Raw genomic sequence first — 19,572 nt, forward strand, 5'->3', positions numbered from 1 at the left:
GCCGAGCGCCTGGATTCCGGCTTTCGCCGGAATGACGACAAGAACCGGCTGGCTATACGGAATCGTGAAGTGCTCTAGTGCGGCCAATCCAACAATAACGACGCAGAGAAAAGCCCTCTTCAGCATGATATCCCCTCAAAAAATGACAAAATCAACGACTTGCACACGCCTTATCAGCCGGCTGAGTCTGAACGAATCACCGGCCGGAGAACCCCCTAAGCAGCCTTATCAACGGTCAGGGAGATACGGGCGCCGAGATGGCCTAACACTGCCTCTATAGTGCTGGCCTTTGTGGCATGATCCGGGTTCAGCATCCGTCGCACCTCGTTCTCAGCAATGTTCAGGTCACGGGCGAGGCGGCGTTGCGAGATGTTGGCCTGGCGATAGGCTTCGTAGAGGGCTGCTTTCAGAGCGATCTGCAACGGCGGGATGACTAACGGTCGCCGCTTACTGGCACGCGACGGTATGGGTAAGGGTCGGCCCTCGCGGATCGTCGTCGTGATCAATTCCCGCAACAAGTCCTTCGCCTCGGCCAGCGCTTCGTCGCGAGTTGCTCCATCAGTCGCTCCCCACCCGAAGTCTGGAAACGTGACGACAAACCGACCGTCCTCGTCCCGTTCGATCACCGCAGGATAGTTGAAAGTGTGTGGCATTGGTCGCCGCTGTTCATCCTCACGCTGCCAGCGTCTTACCGCCTGGCCTAAAGGAATTCGTTTTTGGGAATGCCAAGGTCTGCGAGCATCTTGTTGAGCGGACCCTTCCCGATTTCTTTTCGTCGATCCTTAACTGTCGTTTTTCGATTGCCCACATAGAGCGTTCCATGCGAGCCCGCCCCTTCTGAGGCGATGAATCTTGTCTTGAGGTCCTTAGCTCTGGCCCACCGCCGAACACGCGTCATGAATTGTTTTCCGTTCATTCCATCCTTCTCCCACTACCATCAACTTTCGCATCCATGCTGCCATACGTGTTCCTCCTTAGAATGATACCCTGATAGATACGCACAAAAATGAGTGCACATCAACGGGGAGACGACATAATGTAAAATTATCAGCCGTAGAAATGGCTAACGGCAGGGCGGCCGAAGATTGTTCAGTCTGGGGTGTGGGTGTGAGACGCCTTACCCCGCTCCATTTTCCTGCCGGGCCTCTTTGCGGGCCTTTCGGCCCAGATAGCCGCCGTGGTGGAATTTGGCGTAGTCGGCCTTGGTGAAGCGCTTTCTGTCCATCAGCACCAGGGCCAGGGCGTCGCCCAGCGCCATCATCGCCGTTGTACTTGATGACGGGGTCAGGCCGAGCGAACAGGGCTCTTTGATCGCGCCGATACGCAGCACCACGTCGCTCTGGCGGGCGATGGGAGAACGCGGGTGGCTGGTGATGGCGATCAGCGGCATGCTGTTGAGCGCCTTGGCCCGGTCGAGCATCTCGATCACCTCGCGCGTTTTGCCGCTGTTGGAGAAGGTGATCATGACATCGTCCTTGGTGACTAGGCCGAGGTCGCCGTGGGCGGCTTCTCCGGGATGTAGAAAACAGGCCGGCGTGCCGGTCGATGACAGGGTGGTGGCGACCTTCAGGGCTACGATGCCGACCTTGCCCATGCCGGTGGTGATGACCTTGCCCTTGCAGCGCTGCAAGATGTCAACCGCGTGGACAAAATCGGCGCTGAGCGGAATGGCTCGAATGGCCTCGGCCTCGGCGTTGAGAATCGTCCGGGCCCGGGTGAGTTCGGGAGACAGATTGAGCGGCTTTTTCTTGTGAGTCGGCATGGTTATTTCTGTGCGGCTCTGGTCTAAAAGGGAATCGTGATCTCCTCATGGGTAGCTTTTGTTATCACGATTCCCTTTCTTGGCGCGGGCTCTGCCCGCCCGACGCCGACCGCCGGTCTTTTTCGCGCTTCGACGGCCGCTGGTTTGCGTTACCTCGGGCGTGCCAAAGGAAAGCGTGCCGTCCTGTTGGTGTGGGTTGGTCTCAGGATGCCCTTTGCCGGTCGGGGCGGCTAAACCCAGGCTCTGCTGTTCCAGAGCCTGCAAACGGTTGCGCAGTTCGGCGGCTTGTTCAAACTCCAGGGCGGCCGCAGCCTGCTGCATGGCTTTGCGGGTGTCTTCGATCTGTTTGGCCAGCTGCTGGGCGGACACATAGTCCGGGCTGTCCTCTGCAATAGCTGGAACGTCTGCATAGTCGGCCTCATATGCCTTGACCAGGGGCGAGGCCAGGGCCTTCTGGATGCTCTGCGGCGTGATCTTGTGGCGTTTGTTGTAGGCTGCCTGAATCCGACGCCGGCGCTGGGTCTCGTCAAGAGCCCGGCGCATGGAGACGGTGAGCGTATCGGCATACATCAAGACCTGGCCGTTGACATTGCGCGCCGCCCGGCCAATGGTCTGGATCAGCGAGCGCTCGGAGCGCAGATAGCCCTCTTTGTCGGCGTCGAGAATCGCCACCAGCGACACCTCGGGGATGTCCAACCCCTCGCGCAACAGGTTGATGCCGATCAACACGTCAAACGTGCCGCGCCGCAGGGCGCGCAGGATCTCGACCCGCTCGATGGTGTCGATGTCGGAGTGGAGGTAGCGGACCTTGATGCCGATGTCCTGGTAATAATCGGTCAGGTCTTCGGCCAGCCGTTTGGTCAGGGTGGTGGCCATGACCCGCTCGCCCTGTTCCACCCGTTTACGGATTTCTTCCAGCAGATCGTCAACCTGGTTTCTGGCTGGCCGGACGATAACCTCGGGGTCAAGCAGGCCGGTCGGGCGGATCAGCTGCTCGACGACGTGGCGCCGGCTCTTGTCCAGCTCATAGTCGCCGGGTGTGGCCGAGACATAGATGACCTGGCCCTGCTTGTGTTCAAACTCCTGAAAGCTGAGCGGCCGATTATCAATCGCCGAGGGCAGCCGAAAGCCGTAGTCCACCAGGGTGGTCTTGCGCGAGCGGTCGCCCCGGTACATGCCACCGGTCTGCGGCACGGTGACATGGCTCTCGTCGATAAACAGCAGATAGTCGTCGGGAAAGTAGTCGATCAGGGTGTAGGGCGGCTCGCCCGGCTGTCTGCCGTCGAGGTGCCGGGAGTAGTTCTCGATGCCCGGACAGAAGCCCATTTCGGCCAGCAGAGCCAGATCGTACAGGGTCCGTTGCTCCAGACGCTGGGCTTCCAGGAGCTTGTTGTCGGCCCGCAACTCCTCGAGCCGCTGCTCGAGTTCGGCGCGAATCGATGCGGCTGCGGTCCGGGTCCGGCTTGCGGTGGTAACGTAGTGGCTGGCCGGATAAATCATGGCTTTATCCAGCCGCCGCAGCACCTTACCGCGCAGGGGATCGATTTCCGCCACCGCCTCGACGCTGTCACCAAAGAACTCGATGCGGACGGCGCGGCTCTCCTCGTAGGTCGGGAACACCTCGACCACGTCGCCGCGCACCCGAAAGGTGCCGCGATGAAAGTCAAAGTCGTTGCGCTGATACTGGATATCGACGAGTTTGCGCAGCAGGGCGTCCCGATCAACCTCGGTGTTTTCCTCGACAAACACGATCAGGTCAAAATACGACTCGGGCGAGCCCAGGCCATAGATACACGACACGCTGGCGACAATGATGGTGTCGCGGCGCTCCAGCAGCGCCTTGGTGGCCGAGTGGCGCATCTTGTCGATCTCTTCGTTGATGGACGCGTCTTTCTCAATATAGGTATCGCTCTGGGGAACGTAGGCTTCGGGCTGGTAGTAGTCGTAGTAGCTGACAAAATAGCGGACCGCGTTGTGGGGAAAGAGTTCGGCAAACTCGCCGTACAGCTGGGCGGCGAGCGTCTTGTTGGGGGCGATGATGAGGGCCGGCCGGTTCGCCCGGGCGATGACATGGGCCATCGAAAAGGTCTTGCCCGAGCCGGTGACACCGAGCAGGACTTGATGCCGGCGGCCCTTGTCGAGACCCTCGAGCAGTTCCTCAATCGCCTGCGGCTGGTCGCCCTGGGGTTGAAACTCCGAAACGAGCTGAAATGTGCCTTCCCGCTGCATGGCCGGCTATCTTAGCAAGAATGCACCGGAAAGCAGAGGGTGGTCGGCCGCACTGCTACGGAATGGGGGGACCGCGCCGCCTGGGGCGTTGCAAAACCATGGCGCTTATGGCTGACTACCCGGAAAAGAGAGTGGGGATGACCGGTTTCTCCAAGATGAGATCGGATCATCACGTTCTTTTGCTGATCCTGCCGGGAGGTACACGACACCATGGAAGTGATGGCTCAACGATCGTATTGGCGCATATGGGGGCTGGCTCTCAGCCTTGTGATCTTCGTCTCCTGGGCCACGCCCCTTGCGGCCCAGGACGCGGTCCGCAAGTTCACCGTTGTGAATGTGTTGTATGAGGGCTCGAAGATGTTCCTGCCTTCGGTGTTGGCCGTGTCCCAGGGAGACACCGTTTCGGTCACGGTCATCAACAATATTCCCGGTGACCCGCCCAACCATGGTTTCGCGATTCCAGCCTTCGAGGTCGAGACGGTGGTCAATCACGGCGAGAAAAAGACGGTCGAGTTTACGGCCGACAAGGCCGGGATTTTTGATATCCGCTGCCAGCTGCACCCGGCCCACGTGCACGGCCAGCTGATCGTGGAAGACTGACGGTCGGGTTCAGGCTCTGTCCACCTTTTGCAGCAGGGCCTCGACAAGCGCATCCGCCTGCACGCCCTCGGCCTCGGCCTGAAAGTTCAGCAAACACCGGTGTCGCAGGGCCGGCAGGGCCACATCGACAATATCGTCGTAGCTGACGTTCACCCGCTTATCCAACAGGGCGTTGACCTTGGCTCCCAGGGTCATCGCCTGCGCACCGCGCGGGCTGGGACCGAAGCGGACATACTGATTGACCTCGGGCAGCGCCTCGGCATTGCCCGGGGTGGCTGCGGCGATCAGGCGGGCGATGTAGTGGTTCAGCGGCGGCGCCAGTAAGACCTCGCGGACGAGTCCCTTGAGCTGTTCGACTGCGGTCGCGGCCTGCTCCTCAGAGCCGAGCAGGGGGCGCACCTCCTCCTGCGTATCGGTGGTCGTCCGGTTGAGAATCTCGGTCAGTTCCGCGCTGCTGGGCGAGTGAATGATCAGCTTGAACAAAAAGCGGTCGAGCTGGGCCTCGGGCAACGGATAGGTGCCCTCGATTTCAATCGGATTCTGGGTCGCCATGACAAAAAAGGGTGGAGTCAGACGGTGCGTCTGACCGAATACCGAGACCTGGTGTTCTTCCATGGCTTCCAGGATGGCCGACTGGGTTTTGGGCGTGGCTCGATTGACCTCGTCTGCCAGCACAATGTGGGTGAAAACCGGACCCGGTTTGAACGTAAAAGACCGCTCGCCGCGGCTCTCGGACAAGACCTCCGTGCCCACAATGTCCGACGGCATCAGGTCGGGGGTAAACTGGATCCGCTTGGCGCCCAGGCTCACCGCCCGACTCAGGGATTTCATCAGCAGGGTTTTGCCTAAGCCGGGCGCACTCTCCAGCAACACATGCCCGCCGGCAAAAAAGGCGGTCAGCACTTTGCGCACAATCTCCCGATTGCCGACAATGACGCGCCCGACCTCTTCCTCCAGCGCGCTGAAGAGCTGACAAAAGCGCTGTATGCGGTCTTCGTCTGGGTGAGTCATTGTGTACTACTGGACGATACTCTCTTCTTGCTCAATCGTCCGCCTTAAAGAGTAAACGTGTCCTCCAACCACATGAACATGTTGACACGTTTACTCTTTGTCGAGAATGGGCCGGTACTCCAGAGGAATGGGCTGGCCGGCCGGGGTCGAGTCGTGGGCCTGGTCGGTGAGCGGGGCGTTGCTGTAGGGCGTGATGGGCTGAGCCGGACTCGTGTTGGCGGTGCGTTCTCCGGCGTCGCTGTGGCCCGTATCCCCGGCCGGTACGCGGACTTTGACAAAGCGCACGTCCTTGGTCAGAAACCCGCCCACTTTTTCTCCGGCGTGGCCGAACCGCGGGGCTGGCCCCTGACCGGGACCCGTGCCGCTGCCCGTGGACTGGGTGCGGTTGGGGTCGGGCTGGAGGCCGGGCGTATTGGGGTCTTGGCCTCGCTGCCCGCCGGGGCTATCCGGGTCTCCCCCCTGGACGTGGAGTGTGGGGTCGTGTTGGGCGGCCGCCCGCCGCGTCCTGCCTGTCCCTTGGTCGGACTGGAGTTTCTTTTCGCCGTCCCGCTTGGGCGGCTCAAATTGAATGCCGCCGCCCGCCTGTTGGGGCGGTTCGGCCTGACGGTTGCGGTCGCCTGCTGCGGGCTTGTCATCTCGCCGGTCCGGCTCCTGACCGGTCCCTTCAGTCGCCGAGGAGTTCTTGCGGTCTCCTTGCGACTGCCGGTCGCCGCTCGCCCCATCCTGTTCGTGCCGACCCTGGGTGGCCAGCAGGTCAATCGACAGGAGTTGCGGCAGGAGTTGCGGGAGCTGAATGTTGAGCCTGAGGCGCTGCTGTGTCTCTTCGATAAGACGTTCCTTTTCCTGGGGGCTCAGCTCCGGTGCCTTGAGCCTTGCGACCAGGGAGAGCAACTCAGCGCCCGCTTCTCTCTCCGGGCGGGTTTCGCCCTGGGTCGTCAGTTCATGGGCCTTTTTTTCAAGCTCGCTCAGCCGCAGGGGCTGTTGGGACAGGTCGAGAGGGGGAAGGGCCGAAATGGGCTGAGACGACAGCATAAACAGGCCAAAGGCCCCGGCTACGCACAGGCCGGACACCAGCAGGCCGATTGGCACACGCCTGTCCAGCCGAAACGGCACATCCCGTTCCGGAACAAAAAACGCCGCCCGCTTGGCCGTGTCGCGCTCCAGCAGGGACACCAAGGTGGACGATGATCTCTTCTTGTTTAGAGCGGTGGGTGCTTGAGGCTGCGAGAGGGTTGCCAGGGTCAGAAAGCGCTCTTTGCCCAGCGTTCTTTCATCCAGCAGCGCGGCTGCACTCTGGTGTTCGGCTTCGTGTCGGGTGTGACGTAGAGCCGTCCACAGGAAGAACGCCCAGACCCCGAGGGGAGCCAGCAGCAGGACGAGCGGCCAGGACACGCTTGCCAGCAGCAAGCCGCCGCCCAGGCCGAGAGCTATACCCAGGGGCAGAAAGAAGCCCAGGACGTTGAGACGCCGCTGGCGACGCAGGTGCTGGGCCGTCCTGTTGATCAGCGTGAACGCAAGTTGGTGCCGGGCCATGGGCCTGTCTCAGGAGCGCTATCTTTGAAAACGCCGGACAGCTCGATTGTGCTCGGCCAGGCTGACCGAAAAATGATGGGTGCCATCACCGCGAGCCACAAAGTACAGATAGTCCGTGCTGGCCGGATACAGAGCGGCCCGCAGGGCGGCCAAGCCGGGGTTGGCAATCGGGCCCGGCGGAAGGCCACGGATCACATACGTGTTATACGGTGTCGGGGTTTGCAGGTGGTGGCGGGTGAGGTTTCCGTCAAAATTTTTGATGCCGTAGATAACGGTCGGGTCACACTGGAGTCGGATGCCTCTGTTGAGCCGATTGTGGATCACCGCCGCGATCAGCGGGCGTTCGGCGACCTGGCCGGTCTCTTTTTCGATAATCGAGGCCAGGGTGACGACCTCGTGCAGGCTCAATCCCAGTTCGGCGGCCCGGCGCTCCAGAACCGGATCCCAGGCGGCATAAAAACGGGCGATCATCCGGCCCAGGATTTCTCGGGCCGGAGCCCGAACAGAGAACTGATAGGTGGCCGGGTAGAGATAGCCTTCGAGGCTGTTGGCGGGCAGTCTCCAGTCGGCCAAGAACTCGGGATCGGCATTCAGACACAGAAAACTCTCAGCCGTGCCAAACCCCCGCTGTTCGAGCAGTTGAGCGATCTGAACCAGGCTGAATCCCTCGGGAATCGTGACGGTCCGGCGCACGAGCTGGCCCTGACTCAGCCGTGTGAGCAGCTCCAGGGGAGAGAGCGCTTTGGGAAAGAGGTATTCACCGGGCTTGATGTGTCTATCCATACCGCTCCAGCGAGCCCACAGGCGAAAGACCCAGACTTGGTTCAGCACGCCTTCGGTGTGCAGGTGGCGGGCGATGGAGTCCAGTGGGGAACCGTTTTGGACAAAGAAACGGACAGATTGAGGCAACGGCGGACCCGGTGTCATCAGAGCCCGATAGCCAAACCAGGCCACGCTTCCGCCGATCAGAAGCGGCGCAAGCAGGCTGACCAGGAACAGGGCGCGCTTTCCCCGCTTGCCTGTTTGCATAGCAGGCAAGACTACCACCCCCCGCTCTTCGACACAATCTCAGCCACGGTCGATGTCCTTGACATTTACGCCTGGGGCTGGCAGGCTTGCCCGTGTTTTTCGCTGGGGGGTGGATGCGAGATGGGATCTAACAAAGGCGCTCTTCTTACCGGCATAGTGCATGGTCACATCCAGTTGCTGATCACTGCTCCCGTCCTCGCCCTGTGTCTGCTCGGGATCATCGTCCGCAATGCCAGTTCGGCCGTTGATCATCGGGTTGAGGAACAAAAGGTCATTGAGCAACTTCAGCAGCGTTTGAGTGAGGTCCGAAAGACCCGCCATCCGTCGCCGTTGGGCCTGCCCGAGGAGGTGCCCGACCCGGAGGTGGTCACCACACTGCCTGGGGTGTCAGATGCGTCGCCTGCGGTCACAACGCTTGCCCTGCCTGTTGACTCACCCACACAGGATGTGGACGAAATCCTCATAGCTTACCATCCGTCGCCGTTGGGCCTGCCCGAGGAGGTGCCCGGCCCGGAGGTGATCGCCACACTGCCTGGGGTGTCAGATGCGTCGCCTGCGGTCACAACACCTGTCCCACCTGTTGAACAGCCCCACTCTTTCCCGTTCCAGACCACGTACACCGTGCGCAAGAACGATACCTTTGAGACCATACTGCGCGGTCAGGGGATCGTCCGGAAGGCGGGAGCCAGATGGATTGCGGCCTGGATTGCGGCCGCTAAAAAGGACAAACACGTACGCAATCTGCAAATCGGTCGGCGCTTCTCTTTTGTTTTTGCCGAAGGTCCTGAGACGCCGATGCTGACCAGTCTGCGCTATGAGATGGGCGCCCTGTCCCAGCTGACTCTTGAACGAGCGGCGGACGGGAGCGTTACCTCGCGCACCGAGAAGCTGCCCACCACCAAAGTGTGGCGTGCGACCGCCGGCCGCATCACCAGCAGTCTGTATGAAGCTGCGGTGCAAAACGCCGACGTGCCCAGGCGTATCGTCGATGAAATGGTCGATTTGGGTTGGGACCTTGATTTCTTTTCCGACCTCAGAGCCGGGGACATCTTTAAGGTCATCTTTGAAGAGTACCAGCGTGAGGACGGTGAGCCGGTTCAGTACGGGCGGGTTTTAGCGGCTGAAATTATCAATAAAGGCAAGGTGTTACAAGTCTTGTTGCCCACCCGTGACCAGGGCTTCCTCTACCCGTTGCGCTACACCCGGATTTCGTCCGTGTTTACCACTGCCCGGTTTCATCCTATCCTCAAACGCCACCGGCCCCATAACGGCGTGGATTTTGCCGCCCCGCGTGGGACGCTGGTCCGAGCGGTAGCCGATGGGACCATCACCTACGCCGGTCGGGAGGGTGGATTTGGTCGGCTTATCCGCATCAATCATGCCGGCGGCTACAGCACGGAGTACGCCCATCTGGATCGCATTGCCACCGGGATCCGGCCTGGACAACGAGTCAGACGCGGGCAAAAAATTGGCAGGGTCGGCTCGACCGGCTTGGCCACCGGACCGCATCTCCACTTTGGTCTGATCAAAAACGGGAGATACGTGAATCCGCTGAAAAATTTATCCAGGACCGCCTCCAGAAGCGACCGGCAGAAACCGCACCCGGCCCAGGCCGAGCTGAAAAAAACGCTGGCCGCATACCTGGCCCAGCTGGATATTAGTCAGACCGTAGAAACGCGGGTGTTTGCCGCAGTGGCGACGGCCACGTCGACCCTCTAGCCTCGCTCTTGCATGCCCCCCGATCTTCCGGCCGCGTGTTGCCCAGACTGGCGTCGCCCGCGGTTGGGAGTTGACACCCCCAAGCCGCTCACATAGGTACACAGGGATGGCATACGCAGTTATCCGAACGGGTGGAAAACAGTACCGGGTGACGCCCGGCGAACTGCTCAGAATCGAGTCCTTGGAAGGCGAGCCCGGTAGCCAGGTCGAGTTCAGCGAGGTGCTGCTCACCTCAAACGAGGGGACGATTCAGGTCGGCAGGCCGACCGTTGCCGGAGCCAGGGTGGTAGCCCAGATCGTCGAGCATGGCAGAGAGCGAAAAATTCTCGTGTTCAAGAAAAAGCGGCGCAAGGGATACCGTCGCAAACGTGGCCATCGTCAAGCGTTTACGGCGGTGCGTGTCCAGGATATCAGTCTCGCTCATTAGGCAGGGCAACCACAGGGGGTTGCCCCTACAGATTCGGGAGGACCAACCATGGCGCATAAAAAAGGACAGGGATCAAGTCGGAATGGACGCGACAGTCCGGGCCAGCGGCGTGGTGTGAAACTCTTTGGGGGCCAGCACGCCAAGGCTGGCAATATCATCATCCGTCAACTCGGCACCCGTATTTATCCGGGCGCAAACGTCGGTATGGGACGGGATTATACGATTTTTGCCAAGGTTGACGGCACGGTCCGTTTCGAACGGATGGGAAAGACACGGAAACGGGTCAGCGTGTATCCGGTCGAGCCATCGACGAATACCGTCGCTGCGTCGTGAGATCGCTTCCTGTTCCGCCCCCCCCCGTTTTTGTGAAGCCCCGCACGGGGCTTTTTTTGTGGTATGCGCTTTGTTGATGAAGTTCGGGTTTTTGTCAAAGCGGGTGACGGCGGCAAGGGCTGTGTCAGCTTCCTGCGCGAAAAGTACCGCCCCCGAGGCGGTCCGAACGGCGGCAACGGCGGCAACGGCGGGAGTGTGATTTTCCAGGTCGATCCGCAGCTCAGCACCCTGCTCGACCTGCGCTATAGCCAGCATATACGGGCTGCCCGCGGCGAGCACGGCCGCGGCAAGGATCAGCACGGACGCAACGCCCCGGACCGTATTGTCCGCGTGCCGCCCGGGACGCTCATTCGTGACGCTGACAACGGCGAGGTGCTGGCCGATCTGACCCAGCCCGACCGCCGGGTCCTCGTTGCCAGAGGGGGAAAGGGCGGCAAGGGGAATGCGTTTTTTGCCTCGGCCAGAAACCGCCTGCCCCGCCAGGCTCAACCGGGACGACCGGGGGAGGAACGGACCCTGCGGTTTGAGTTGCGCGTACTGGCTGACGTGGGTCTGGTCGGATTTCCGAATGCCGGCAAATCGACCCTGCTGTCCAGCGTGTCCGCCGCCCGGCCGCGGATTGCGGATTTTCCGTTTACCACTCTGACGCCCCATCTCGGCGTCGTCCGCTACGGAGACGAGGGTACGTTTGTGATGGCTGATATTCCTGGGCTCATCGAAGGCGCGCATGAAGGGCACGGGCTTGGCGCGCGCTTCCTGCGTCACCTGTCACGCACCTCGGTCCTGGTCTATTTGCTCGATATTTCGGATCCACAACGTGAGCCGTGGCACGACTATGGCGTCCTCAGGCACGAACTCCACAGCTTCGATCCGGCCCTGCTCGAACGGCCCCAGCTGGTCGTCGTTACCAAGTATGACCTGCCCGCAACGCGGCAGCGCCTCGCCGAGGTAACGGCAAGCTTTGCCGCCCACGGTATTGGACTGACGGCCGTGAGCGCTGCCAGTCGGGAGGGCGTGAGTGAGCTGATCCGGAACATTGCTCGTACTCTTACAAAAGATATCGTTGATGACCGATCCTCAGACAGGAAGAGATCAACGATATCTTTTACGGATATGCGCAAGCGAGCCGGGGAAGCTGCCGCCGATCCCCAGGCGTCTGCCCAGCCGGACGAGGAAACGTGGACATGGGATTAGCCGAGGTGCAGCTGCCCCAAAGGTGATCGTGAGAACAGATGGAACCTCAAGGACATCACGATCACCTCTGCCATAAGGCGGCCATCCTGCGGCGTGCCCGCCGGGTCGTGATCAAGGTCGGCAGCAGCATTCTGTCCCGGCAGGATGGGGTCAACGTCGAGAGTGTCGAGCGTCTGGCCCGAGACATGGCGGCCCTGCGAGCCGGAGGCCAGGAGCGGGGCAAGGAGATCGTCCTGGTCAGCTCGGGAGCCGTTGCGGCAGGACTGGGTCGCCTAGGCATACAACTGGAGCGGTCCCGAACGATTCCGAGCAAACAGGCTGCCGCCGCGGTTGGCCAGATCGCCCTGATGGCCCTGTACGAGCAAGCTTTTTCGCGCCGCGGTGCCCATGTCGGCCAGATCCTGCTGACCCACGACGATGTGGCCGACCGCGGCCGCTATTTGAACGCCAAGCACACCGTCCAAACCCTGCTTGAGAACGGTGTGCTGCCGATTGTGAACGAGAACGATAGTGTCGCTGTTGAGGAGATCGAGTTCGGCGATAATGATAATCTGTCGGCTCTGGTCGCCGTCCTCATTGAGGCCGATCTGCTGGTGATTCTGAGCGATGTCGAGGGACTGTACGAGCACGACCCCCGGCTGCACGCCGATGCCCGACTGGTGTCCCTGGTTGAGCGGTGCGACGATGCGCTGTCGTATACGACCGGCGCCGCCGGACCGCTGGGGCGGGGCGGGATGACCTCCAAACTCCAAGCCGCCCGTAAGGCGGCCCTGTCCGGTATTCCGACCATTATTGCCGATGGTCGCCACGACACCAGCCTGCCCGCAGTGTTCAGCCCCGATATCCCGACCGGGACCTTGTTTCTGCCCGTCAGTGATCGCATCACCAGCCGCAAGCACTGGATCGCTTATACCCTGAAACCGGTCGGCAGCCTCCAGCTCGACGCCGGTGCCGCCGATGCGGTCCGGCGGGCGGGTCGCAGCCTGCTGCCGGCCGGCGTGCGGGAGATACGGGGAACCTTTGGGGTCGGTGACTGTGTCGCCTGTGTGGATGACCGTGGACACGAGTTTGCCCGTGGGCTGGTCAACTACCATTCGGCAGCCCTGGAGCAGATCAAGGGCCTGAAAACCAGCCAAATCGAGCAGATTCTGGGCTATAAGGTCAGCGATGAGGTCATTCATCGGGATGATTTGGCTCTTTTGTCGGACACGTGATAACAGAGAACCTTGAACATCACGATTGGGAGACCGGTATGGACCTCGAACACATGGTCGTCGATATGTGTCAGGCGGCAAAGACAGCGGCCCGTGGGTTGGCTACGACTTCGAGTCAGGCCAAGAACGAAGCCCTGCTCAAGTCTGCGGTCGCACTGCGGCGGGAGAGCCAAACACTCCTGGCCGCCAACGCCCAGGACGTTGAGGCCGGTCGCAGCAACGGCCTGTCTTCGGCCATGCTGGATCGTCTGACACTGACCGAGGAACGCATTGAGGGCATGGCGAAAGGTTTGGAGATTATTGTCGATCTGCCCGACCCGGTTGGCGAGACGGTGGCGATGTGGCGGCGTCCCAACGGCTTGGAGATCGGCCAGGTCCGGGTGCCGCTCGGCGTGGTGGGGATTATCTATGAATCGCGTCCGAATGTGACGGCAGACGCCGCCGGCTTAGGGCTCAAGGCCGGCAACGCGGTTATTCTCAAGGGCGGCTCCGAGGCGTTTCGGACCAACGGCGCCATCGTTGATGTCCTGACCGCCGCGCTCGGCGAGGCTGGGCTACCGCCCGCTGCGGTTCAACTCGTGCGCTCAACTGATCGCGCGGCGGTCGGCGTCTTGCTGCAACAGGACCACTTTGTGGATGTGATTATTCCACGCGGCGGAGAGGAACTCATTCGGGCGGTGACCGAGCAGTCGTCCATTCCGGTTATCCAGCACTTTTCGGGCTTGTGCCACACCTATGTGGACGCGGCGGCCGATTTGGACAAGGCCATGCGGATCACGCTTAACGCCAAGACCCAGCGCCCCTGGGTGTGTAACGCCATGGAGAATCTGCTGGTCCATCAGGATATTGCTCCCCGCTTCTTACCGCCTTTTGTGGAGACGCTTGAGCTGGCTGGCGCAGAAGTCCGCGGCTGTGAGCGTACCCGGCACATCGTTCCCCACGTCACCGCAGCAACCGAGGCGGACTGGCAAACCGAGTATTTGGATCTGATCCTGTCGATCAAAGTCGTGGATTCGCTTGATGAAGCCATCGGCTTTATTAACGACAACGGATCTGGACTGGCCGATGCCATTGTCAGCGAGGATTACACCAACACGCGGCGTTTTCTGCAGGAAATCGACTCGGCAACCGTGTATGCCAACGCCTCGACCCGCTTTACCGACGGCTATGAATTCGGGTTCGGAGCCGAGATCGGCATTTCGACCAACCGACTTCACGCGCGCGGCCCGATGGGACTGCGGGAGCTGACGACGTATAAATATCTGATTTACGGGGACGGCCAGGTCAGAGAATAGGCCCCTATGCACGTCGGCATCTTTGGCGGCACATTTAACCCGATCCACCTCGGCCATATCCGCAGCGCCGAGGAGATTCGTCAGATCTGCGCCCTGGACCATATTTATTTCGTGCCTGCGGCTCGCCCGCCGCATAAGGATGCCGGTGAGTTGGTGTCGAGCCGACATCGGCTGCGGATGGTTGAGCTGGCCGTGGCCGATGAGCCGGCCTTTTCGGCCTCGGCTGTAGAACTCGAACGCGCCGGTCCGTCGTACTCGGTCGACACGATTCGTTCCTTTCGGGCCATGCTGCCGTCCGCCTCGCTGTCTTTTATCCTGGGGCTCGACGCCTTCCTCGCCATTCAGACCTGGAAAGACTATCGCACCATCCCCTGGCTGTGTAACCTGATTGTCACCTCACGCCCCGGCACGTCGCACCCGCGCTGCCCGCTTCCCGTTGATTTTCAGTCTGTTTTTTGCTACGACCCGGTGCTACGGATGTATACTCACCCTTCACAGTCCACCCTTGTTCTCCGCGAGATCAGCGGTCTCGATATCTCGGCATCAGCAATCCGACGGGACATTCGAAACGGCCAGTCCGTTCGTTCCCTCGTCCCGCCGGCGGTGGCGGCCTATATTGCAGACCACGATTTGTACCACAGGGGATGGTGATGTCAGACGCTGTCTTGTGTTGTCACGAGAGGACCGCATTTTGAACGATCCGAGCTGGGAAAAAGCTCTCCAGTGCGCCCAAGCCGCGCTCGACAAAAAAGCCTACGACCTCGTCGCACTCAAGGTCAGTGCGCTCACTCCGGTTGCTGATTATTTCCTTGTGTGTACCGGCCGCTCAGATACCCAGGTGCGGAGTATCTGCGAGGCTATTGGAGAAGCCCTGGCGGCCCAGGGCCTGCACCCCTTCGCGGTCGAGGGATTTGCCAACGGACAGTGGATACTGATGGATTTTGGTGACGTGGTCATCCATATTTTCTACGAGGACGTCCGGGAGTTCTACAATCTGGACGGTCTGTGGGCCAACGCACCCCGGTGTGAGTTGCCCGAACCCTACTCCAGCCAAGCCCAAGACCTCAAGCTCGCAACGGCCTGAGGGGTCGCTATGCGCCGTGGCGTTGCCCTGTAGCGGAATGGGAATTGGCCGGCGGTGTTTGCCGGAGAGATTCTATGGCTCGTACTTCTACTCCGACCGAAATTCTCTATTACGGAAGCACCCGCCAAGAACAGTACTGGGAAAACGAAGATCAAACCCTGCGGATTGCCCGTAATATCTCCTCGCCGATGTGGCTGGCCTACCGCAAGCAGAGTGGCACCTACCAGCCCTTTCCGGCCCGATCCCGCACGGCCGCAGCGCGAAAACGCGATCGCCACGAAGAGACCGAGAGTCTGCCCCTGGCCGGCCGCAGCGCAGAAGAGGTCGTCAGCCAGCTCAAAAAGTTTCATAAGCTGAGGTTGTTCCTTGAGCAGCGTTTGCGGAGATGGATGGACAAGAGTTCGGGGGAGCGGGTGCTGGCCTTTCTCGATCCCAACCAGGGCGGGGCGCCGGTGATGACCGACCCCGGAATTCCGCAGTCCCAGCAGGGCCACCTCCACAAAGGGAACTAAGGACGCTCGTCTGCGGGCCGGCCCCTCAGGCCGCCAGCTGCGGGCTGCGCGGTCTCCACTTTCTCCTCTCTCCGGTAAGTCACTACCAGTGTGTTTGCGTCGGCTCACAGCCACCGCCCTTTGTCTTGGGGGTGATCGGTGGTACACAACGGGGTATGGAAAAAGAGGCGGTGGAGGCCAAGACGCAACGGTTTCAGCGCAAGCTGGACCAGCTGCGACCGATCTTGGAGGATCGCAAAAAGGTCTATGCACAGAAAAAAGTGAGCGGCCGACGGCTGAGAAACGGGAGCATAATGGCAGGGCTCGGTCTAGCCGGCTCGGCTTTCGTGGCCATCTTCGTTTACCAGTCCCCCCTGCTCCGCAGCCCCGAGCATGTCCCCCCGAGTCCAGCCGTTCGCCCGGTGGTCGTATCCGAGGGACAAGAAAAATCGGCCGCTACGGTCGTGGCCGCGAATCCAGCTGCGGCTACTCCGGCTGAAGAGCCCGGCCCTCCACCCAAGCTCGCTTCTTCCGGGGAAACCGAGTCCAGCCCGCCGTCTGTCGCCACCCTGAGCTTTGCCGTCCCGCCGGCTGCCGCCGCCCAGGCTCCAGCCGCCGAAGCCTCCCCTGCCAAAACGCCGCCGACCGCAGCAAACGGGCCAATGGATGCGCCAACGCCTCAGATCCGGATCGGCCAGAGTCTGAGCTGTCGGGGAGTCCGGGCCCACCAGTGCCGCCAGCCCCAGTCCCGCTTTGCCTTGCACGAGCATAACCAGCCGCACGTCTGGATGGTGGTCTACTCACAGACTGTGCCGCATACCCTCACCCACGTCTATTATCACGAGGGCCAGCAATACTGCGAGGTGCCGCTGGACATTGTCCATCCCCGTACGCGGACCTGGAGCCGCGTGACGCTGAACCGCCCGACCCACCTTGGTGCGTGGAGGGTAGAGATTGTGACCGAGGGCGGGGAGGTCTTGGACCGGGTGGCGTTTCGTGTCAGCCCGTGAAGCACCCATCTCAGCTCCCCGTCGAGAAAGACTGCCGATGGACGACCGCTCTCCTCCCCTGCTCCGGCACAAAGCCTACAGCCAGGCATCCGAGTTCATGCCGGCTAAGCTGCTTCGGGAAGCCCGTCGCCAAAAATCGCTGCCGGACGGCCGACTACCCCGGGTGTGTGTGCTCGATCCCGACGGGGATATTGTGGCCAACCTGCTGGCGCGTGGACAGGCCCAGCCTAACCCGTTCTGGGCGTGTTATCACACCACTCTGTATAATTTTTGCCGGGACAGTATCGAGTGTGGGATTGTCGGCTCGGTTGTCGGGGCACCGTTTGCCGTTCTGGTGGCCGAGGAGCTGTTTGCCTCGGGTTGCGAGCTGCTCATTCACGTGACCTCCTCGGGCCAGATTGATCCCAGCTGGCGGCCGCCGTTTTTCCTGCTGGTTGAAAAAGCCCTGCGAGACGAGGGCACCAGCTATCACTATCTGCCCGCCGCCGACTTCTCGCACCTGCGTCCAGAGCTGCTCGATCTGCTGCGTGACGCCTTTGGTGCGCTCGACACGCCGGTCTACCGGGGTGCGACCTGGACGACCGACGCCCCCTTTCGAGAAACCCGCACGGCTATCAGCCAGGCTCAAGCGCGGGGCATTGTGGCGGTTGAGATGGAGGTGGCCGGGCTGTACGCCTTTGCCCAGGCCCGGGCCAAACCGGTGGTGTGTTTTGCTCATATCACCAACCAGATGGGCGACATCGAGGGCGATTTTGAGAAGGGCGAGGCCCAGGGCAGCCGGGCCGCCCTGGACATCATTCTGGCCACGGCAAAAACCTGGCTGGCCGCCCACCCCAGCCCGCTCTGAGGCCGCGTGGCGGCCAGGTGCCAAGGGTTGCAGAGGCTTGTCGAATCTTGCTATGTATCGGCGGCAAAGGGGCGAGATTGATGGATACAGAACACAGCCAACCGTCTTCACAGCAAAACAGAGAAATTGCCACCCTGGGCGGCGGCTGCTTCTGGTGTCTCGAAGCGGTCTATGTCGAACTCGAGGGGGTTGATCAGGTTGTGTCCGGTTACTCGGGGGGAGAGGTGCCGGACCCGTCTTACGAGGCGGTGTGTGCGGGGACGACGGGCCACGCCGAAGTGGTCCAGGTGACGTATGACCCGAGTGTCATTTCTTTCCAGGATATTCTGCAGGTCTTCTTCGCCATTCATGATCCGACCACCCTGAATCGCCAGGGCGCGGATGTCGGCACCCAGTACCGCTCGGCGATTTACTACCACACGCCCGCCCAGGCGGAGATCTCGGCAGCCGTCATTCGAGAGCTTGAGACGGCCGGCGTGTGGGATGGCAAGATCGTGACCGAGGTGACCCCGGCCGAAACCTTTTATCCGGCCGAAGACTACCACCAGGACTTCTTTGCCCAGAATCCCTACCAGCCCTACTGTCAGTATGTGGTTGCGCCCAAGGTCTTGAAACTCCGCAAGGCGTTCACCGACAAGCTTAAGCGCTGAACTGTCCTCCCGACTCTCCAGCAGCGGTCACGCGGCAATGCCGGGGTCGCCCACACGGCTCCGGCATTGCCGCGTGTGCATAGGCAGCGGCGGCTCAGAGCGAATAGCCCTGGCGTCTCAGGCGCCTGGCCGCTTCGCGAAAGCTGAGGCCGCTCAGCCGTCCCCTGTTGTGTTGCAGAAAGGTGAGTACCCGCTCAGGCGCGGTGGCCGAGTAATCACGCAGCGCCCAGCCGATGGCTTTGCGAATGAAGAAGGCGGTTTCGTCTGCGGTCTGAAGGCAGTAGCCAAACAAGCGCTCCTCGTCGGTGTCCCCCTTGTGGTGGATTTGTGACAGCAGGGCGGCGCGTCGCAGCCACATGTCCTGGTTGTTAATCCAGGCGTCCAGAATCGGACTGACGGTCGGACGGTGGTGGTACAAGACCCGGCCGACCAGGTGGATGGCGATCTCATCCACACAGTCCCACCAGGCGCCGTCTTGGATGAGCCGTTTATACAAGGCCAGCGAGCGAGGCGTGACATAGTCGGCGTACAGCCGCGCCATACGGATGGCCAGGTATTTTTCTTCCCGATGGGACAGGGCCCACAGGCCAGTCACCGCCCGTTCATAGGTGTCGTGGTCGGTGATGGGGAAACGGTCTTTGATCGCGGTGGCAATCCGATCCCGCTCAGGCTTGGCCACGCCATAAAACGGCATGTCGGTCTTCATATAGGCGGCCATCGGGCCGGCCTTGGCCGGGTCGGCGTGCAAGCCCAGCTGACCGCTCACAAAGGCCAGCAACTCGGCGACCGAAGAAAGTGCCGGGACTGATGCCTGTGTCCGAAGTCGCGCCATCCCTCCCACCATATCCAACGCTCCGGCGCCCAACCATCCCCGCCTGACACGCCTTGTCTTGCTCGATTCGGGGTGCTTTAACCAGCCACAAGGAGGACAGCCATGGCCAGGTTTGAAGACTACGCCGAGAGCTACAAGCATGTGCGTATGGAACGCCGCAACGGGATTTTGCAGATGCAGCTGCACACCGACGGCGGAACGCTGCGCTGGGGAGAGAGCCCGCACTCCGAGCTGGGACGCTGCTTTTACGATATCGGCAGTGACCCGGATAACAAGGTCATCATCATGACCGGAACCGAGGACAAGTTTATC

Annotated in this window: 21 protein-coding genes; 14 read left to right on the forward strand and 7 right to left on the reverse strand. The window is 61.3% G+C overall.

From position 1 onward, the window contains the following. Window positions 1-215 precede the first annotated feature (215 nt). From J4F42_13680 to uvrB, 3 genes are all read right to left on the reverse strand, one after another. A complete protein-coding gene (locus J4F42_13680; GenBank protein MCE2486560.1) occupies window positions 216-653 on the reverse strand; it encodes a type II toxin-antitoxin system HicB family antitoxin in 438 nt (145 codons plus the stop codon). Between the two features lie 464 nt (window positions 654-1,117). After that, complete coding sequence (locus J4F42_13685; GenBank protein MCE2486561.1) at window positions 1,118-1,762, reverse strand: SIS domain-containing protein; 645 nt, start codon at window positions 1,760-1,762, stop codon at window positions 1,118-1,120. Between the two features lie 45 nt (window positions 1,763-1,807). Then, entirely contained in the window at window positions 1,808-3,991 is a 2,184-nt protein-coding gene (uvrB, locus tag J4F42_13690) for an excinuclease ABC subunit UvrB (GenBank protein ID MCE2486562.1), read from the reverse strand. Between the two features lie 219 nt (window positions 3,992-4,210). Here uvrB and J4F42_13695 point away from each other — a divergent pair, with 219 nt between their 5' ends. Further along, entirely contained in the window at window positions 4,211-4,591 is a 381-nt protein-coding gene (locus tag J4F42_13695) for a cupredoxin domain-containing protein (protein ID MCE2486563.1), read from the forward strand. A gap of 9 nt (window positions 4,592-4,600) precedes the next feature. Here the strand turns inward: J4F42_13695 and J4F42_13700 are convergent, their stop codons facing one another. From J4F42_13700 to mltG, 3 genes are all read right to left on the reverse strand, one after another. After that, complete coding sequence (locus tag J4F42_13700; protein ID MCE2486564.1) at window positions 4,601-5,602, reverse strand: AAA family ATPase; 1,002 nt, start codon at window positions 5,600-5,602, stop codon at window positions 4,601-4,603. Between the two features lie 90 nt (window positions 5,603-5,692). After that, entirely contained in the window at window positions 5,693-7,135 is a 1,443-nt protein-coding gene (locus J4F42_13705; GenBank protein ID MCE2486565.1) for a hypothetical protein, read from the reverse strand. Between the two features lie 18 nt (window positions 7,136-7,153). Then, complete coding sequence (mltG, locus tag J4F42_13710) at window positions 7,154-8,164, reverse strand: endolytic transglycosylase MltG (GenBank protein ID MCE2486566.1); 1,011 nt, start codon at window positions 8,162-8,164, stop codon at window positions 7,154-7,156. A 120-nt stretch (window positions 8,165-8,284) separates the two neighbouring features. Here mltG and J4F42_13715 point away from each other — a divergent pair, with 120 nt between their 5' ends. The 12 genes from J4F42_13715 to msrA all read left to right on the forward strand — a co-directional run bounded on the left by J4F42_13715 (window position 8,285) and on the right by msrA (window position 18,428). After that, entirely contained in the window at window positions 8,285-9,883 is a 1,599-nt protein-coding gene (locus J4F42_13715) for a M23 family metallopeptidase (protein MCE2486567.1), read from the forward strand. Window positions 9,884-9,989: 106 nt separating this feature from the next. After that, complete coding sequence (gene rplU, locus J4F42_13720) at window positions 9,990-10,310, forward strand: 50S ribosomal protein L21 (GenBank protein ID MCE2486568.1); 321 nt, start codon at window positions 9,990-9,992, stop codon at window positions 10,308-10,310. Window positions 10,311-10,358: 48 nt separating this feature from the next. Beyond that, window positions 10,359-10,643 (forward strand): 50S ribosomal protein L27, encoded by a 285-nt coding sequence (gene rpmA / locus J4F42_13725; GenBank protein ID MCE2486569.1) that lies wholly within the window; start codon window positions 10,359-10,361, stop codon window positions 10,641-10,643. Between the two features lie 63 nt (window positions 10,644-10,706). After that, on the forward strand, window positions 10,707-11,837 hold the full coding sequence (gene obgE / locus J4F42_13730; GenBank protein ID MCE2486570.1) for a GTPase ObgE: 1,131 nt from the start codon (window positions 10,707-10,709) through the stop codon (window positions 11,835-11,837). A gap of 38 nt (window positions 11,838-11,875) precedes the next feature. Continuing rightward, a complete protein-coding gene (gene proB / locus J4F42_13735; GenBank protein MCE2486571.1) occupies window positions 11,876-13,051 on the forward strand; it encodes a glutamate 5-kinase in 1,176 nt (391 codons plus the stop codon). A gap of 38 nt (window positions 13,052-13,089) precedes the next feature. Beyond that, on the forward strand, window positions 13,090-14,346 hold the full coding sequence (locus tag J4F42_13740) for a glutamate-5-semialdehyde dehydrogenase (protein MCE2486572.1): 1,257 nt from the start codon (window positions 13,090-13,092) through the stop codon (window positions 14,344-14,346). 6 nt (window positions 14,347-14,352) lie between these two features. Further along, window positions 14,353-14,997 carry a nicotinate-nucleotide adenylyltransferase gene (nadD, locus tag J4F42_13745; GenBank protein ID MCE2486573.1) on the forward strand — a complete coding sequence of 215 codons (645 nt, stop codon included), beginning with the start codon at window positions 14,353-14,355 and terminating at the stop codon, window positions 14,995-14,997. A 40-nt stretch (window positions 14,998-15,037) separates the two neighbouring features. Further along, complete coding sequence (rsfS, locus tag J4F42_13750; protein MCE2486574.1) at window positions 15,038-15,430, forward strand: ribosome silencing factor; 393 nt, start codon at window positions 15,038-15,040, stop codon at window positions 15,428-15,430. Window positions 15,431-15,504: 74 nt separating this feature from the next. Continuing rightward, on the forward strand, window positions 15,505-15,942 hold the full coding sequence (locus J4F42_13755; protein ID MCE2486575.1) for a hypothetical protein: 438 nt from the start codon (window positions 15,505-15,507) through the stop codon (window positions 15,940-15,942). A 326-nt stretch (window positions 15,943-16,268) separates the two neighbouring features. After that, entirely contained in the window at window positions 16,269-16,931 is a 663-nt protein-coding gene (locus J4F42_13760; GenBank protein MCE2486576.1) for a DUF2914 domain-containing protein, read from the forward strand. Window positions 16,932-16,968: 37 nt separating this feature from the next. After that, window positions 16,969-17,778 (forward strand): nucleoside phosphorylase, encoded by an 810-nt coding sequence (locus tag J4F42_13765; GenBank protein ID MCE2486577.1) that lies wholly within the window; start codon window positions 16,969-16,971, stop codon window positions 17,776-17,778. An 80-nt stretch (window positions 17,779-17,858) separates the two neighbouring features. Further along, the gene (gene msrA, locus J4F42_13770) at window positions 17,859-18,428 is read left to right on the forward strand and encodes a peptide-methionine (S)-S-oxide reductase MsrA (protein MCE2486578.1); all 570 of its coding nucleotides are present in this window, start codon (window positions 17,859-17,861) and stop codon (window positions 18,426-18,428) included. A 94-nt stretch (window positions 18,429-18,522) separates the two neighbouring features. On the opposite strand, the gene J4F42_13775 is transcribed toward msrA, so the two are convergent. After that, window positions 18,523-19,260 (reverse strand): DNA alkylation repair protein, encoded by a 738-nt coding sequence (locus J4F42_13775; GenBank protein MCE2486579.1) that lies wholly within the window; start codon window positions 19,258-19,260, stop codon window positions 18,523-18,525. Window positions 19,261-19,362: 102 nt separating this feature from the next. On the opposite strand from J4F42_13775, the gene J4F42_13780 reads away from it, so the two are divergent. Beyond that, window positions 19,363-19,572 (forward strand): hypothetical protein (locus J4F42_13780; protein ID MCE2486580.1); only part of this gene is annotated, 210 nt, incomplete at its 3' end.

This window comes from Desulfurellaceae bacterium, from assembly GCA_021296095.1.
Classification (GTDB): domain Bacteria; phylum Desulfobacterota; class Binatia; order Bin18; family Bin18; genus JAAXHF01.

Excerpts from the sequence above, each read along its gene's own strand:
- J4F42_13680 (MCE2486560.1), bottom strand. The coding sequence starts at position 653 with ATGCCACACACTTTCAACTATCCTGCGGTGATCGAACGGGACGAGGAC.
- J4F42_13685 (MCE2486561.1), bottom strand. The coding sequence starts at position 1,762 with ATGCCGACTCACAAGAAAAAGCCGCTCAATCTGTCTCCCGAACTCACC.
- uvrB (MCE2486562.1), bottom strand. The coding sequence starts at position 3,991 with ATGCAGCGGGAAGGCACATTTCAGCTCGTTTCGGAGTTTCAACCCCAG.
- J4F42_13695 (MCE2486563.1), top strand. The coding sequence starts at position 4,211 with ATGGCTCAACGATCGTATTGGCGCATATGGGGGCTGGCTCTCAGCCTT.
- J4F42_13700 (MCE2486564.1), bottom strand. The coding sequence starts at position 5,602 with ATGACTCACCCAGACGAAGACCGCATACAGCGCTTTTGTCAGCTCTTC.
- J4F42_13705 (MCE2486565.1), bottom strand. The coding sequence starts at position 7,135 with ATGGCCCGGCACCAACTTGCGTTCACGCTGATCAACAGGACGGCCCAG.
- mltG (MCE2486566.1), bottom strand. The coding sequence starts at position 8,164 with ATGCAAACAGGCAAGCGGGGAAAGCGCGCCCTGTTCCTGGTCAGCCTG.
- J4F42_13715 (MCE2486567.1), top strand. The coding sequence starts at position 8,285 with ATGGGATCTAACAAAGGCGCTCTTCTTACCGGCATAGTGCATGGTCAC.
- rplU (MCE2486568.1), top strand. The coding sequence starts at position 9,990 with ATGGCATACGCAGTTATCCGAACGGGTGGAAAACAGTACCGGGTGACG.
- rpmA (MCE2486569.1), top strand. The coding sequence starts at position 10,359 with ATGGCGCATAAAAAAGGACAGGGATCAAGTCGGAATGGACGCGACAGT.
- obgE (MCE2486570.1), top strand. The coding sequence starts at position 10,707 with ATGCGCTTTGTTGATGAAGTTCGGGTTTTTGTCAAAGCGGGTGACGGC.
- proB (MCE2486571.1), top strand. The coding sequence starts at position 11,876 with ATGGAACCTCAAGGACATCACGATCACCTCTGCCATAAGGCGGCCATC.
- J4F42_13740 (MCE2486572.1), top strand. The coding sequence starts at position 13,090 with ATGGACCTCGAACACATGGTCGTCGATATGTGTCAGGCGGCAAAGACA.
- nadD (MCE2486573.1), top strand. The coding sequence starts at position 14,353 with ATGCACGTCGGCATCTTTGGCGGCACATTTAACCCGATCCACCTCGGC.
- J4F42_13755 (MCE2486575.1), top strand. The coding sequence starts at position 15,505 with ATGGCTCGTACTTCTACTCCGACCGAAATTCTCTATTACGGAAGCACC.
- J4F42_13765 (MCE2486577.1), top strand. The coding sequence starts at position 16,969 with ATGGACGACCGCTCTCCTCCCCTGCTCCGGCACAAAGCCTACAGCCAG.
- msrA (MCE2486578.1), top strand. The coding sequence starts at position 17,859 with ATGGATACAGAACACAGCCAACCGTCTTCACAGCAAAACAGAGAAATT.
- J4F42_13775 (MCE2486579.1), bottom strand. The coding sequence starts at position 19,260 with ATGGCGCGACTTCGGACACAGGCATCAGTCCCGGCACTTTCTTCGGTC.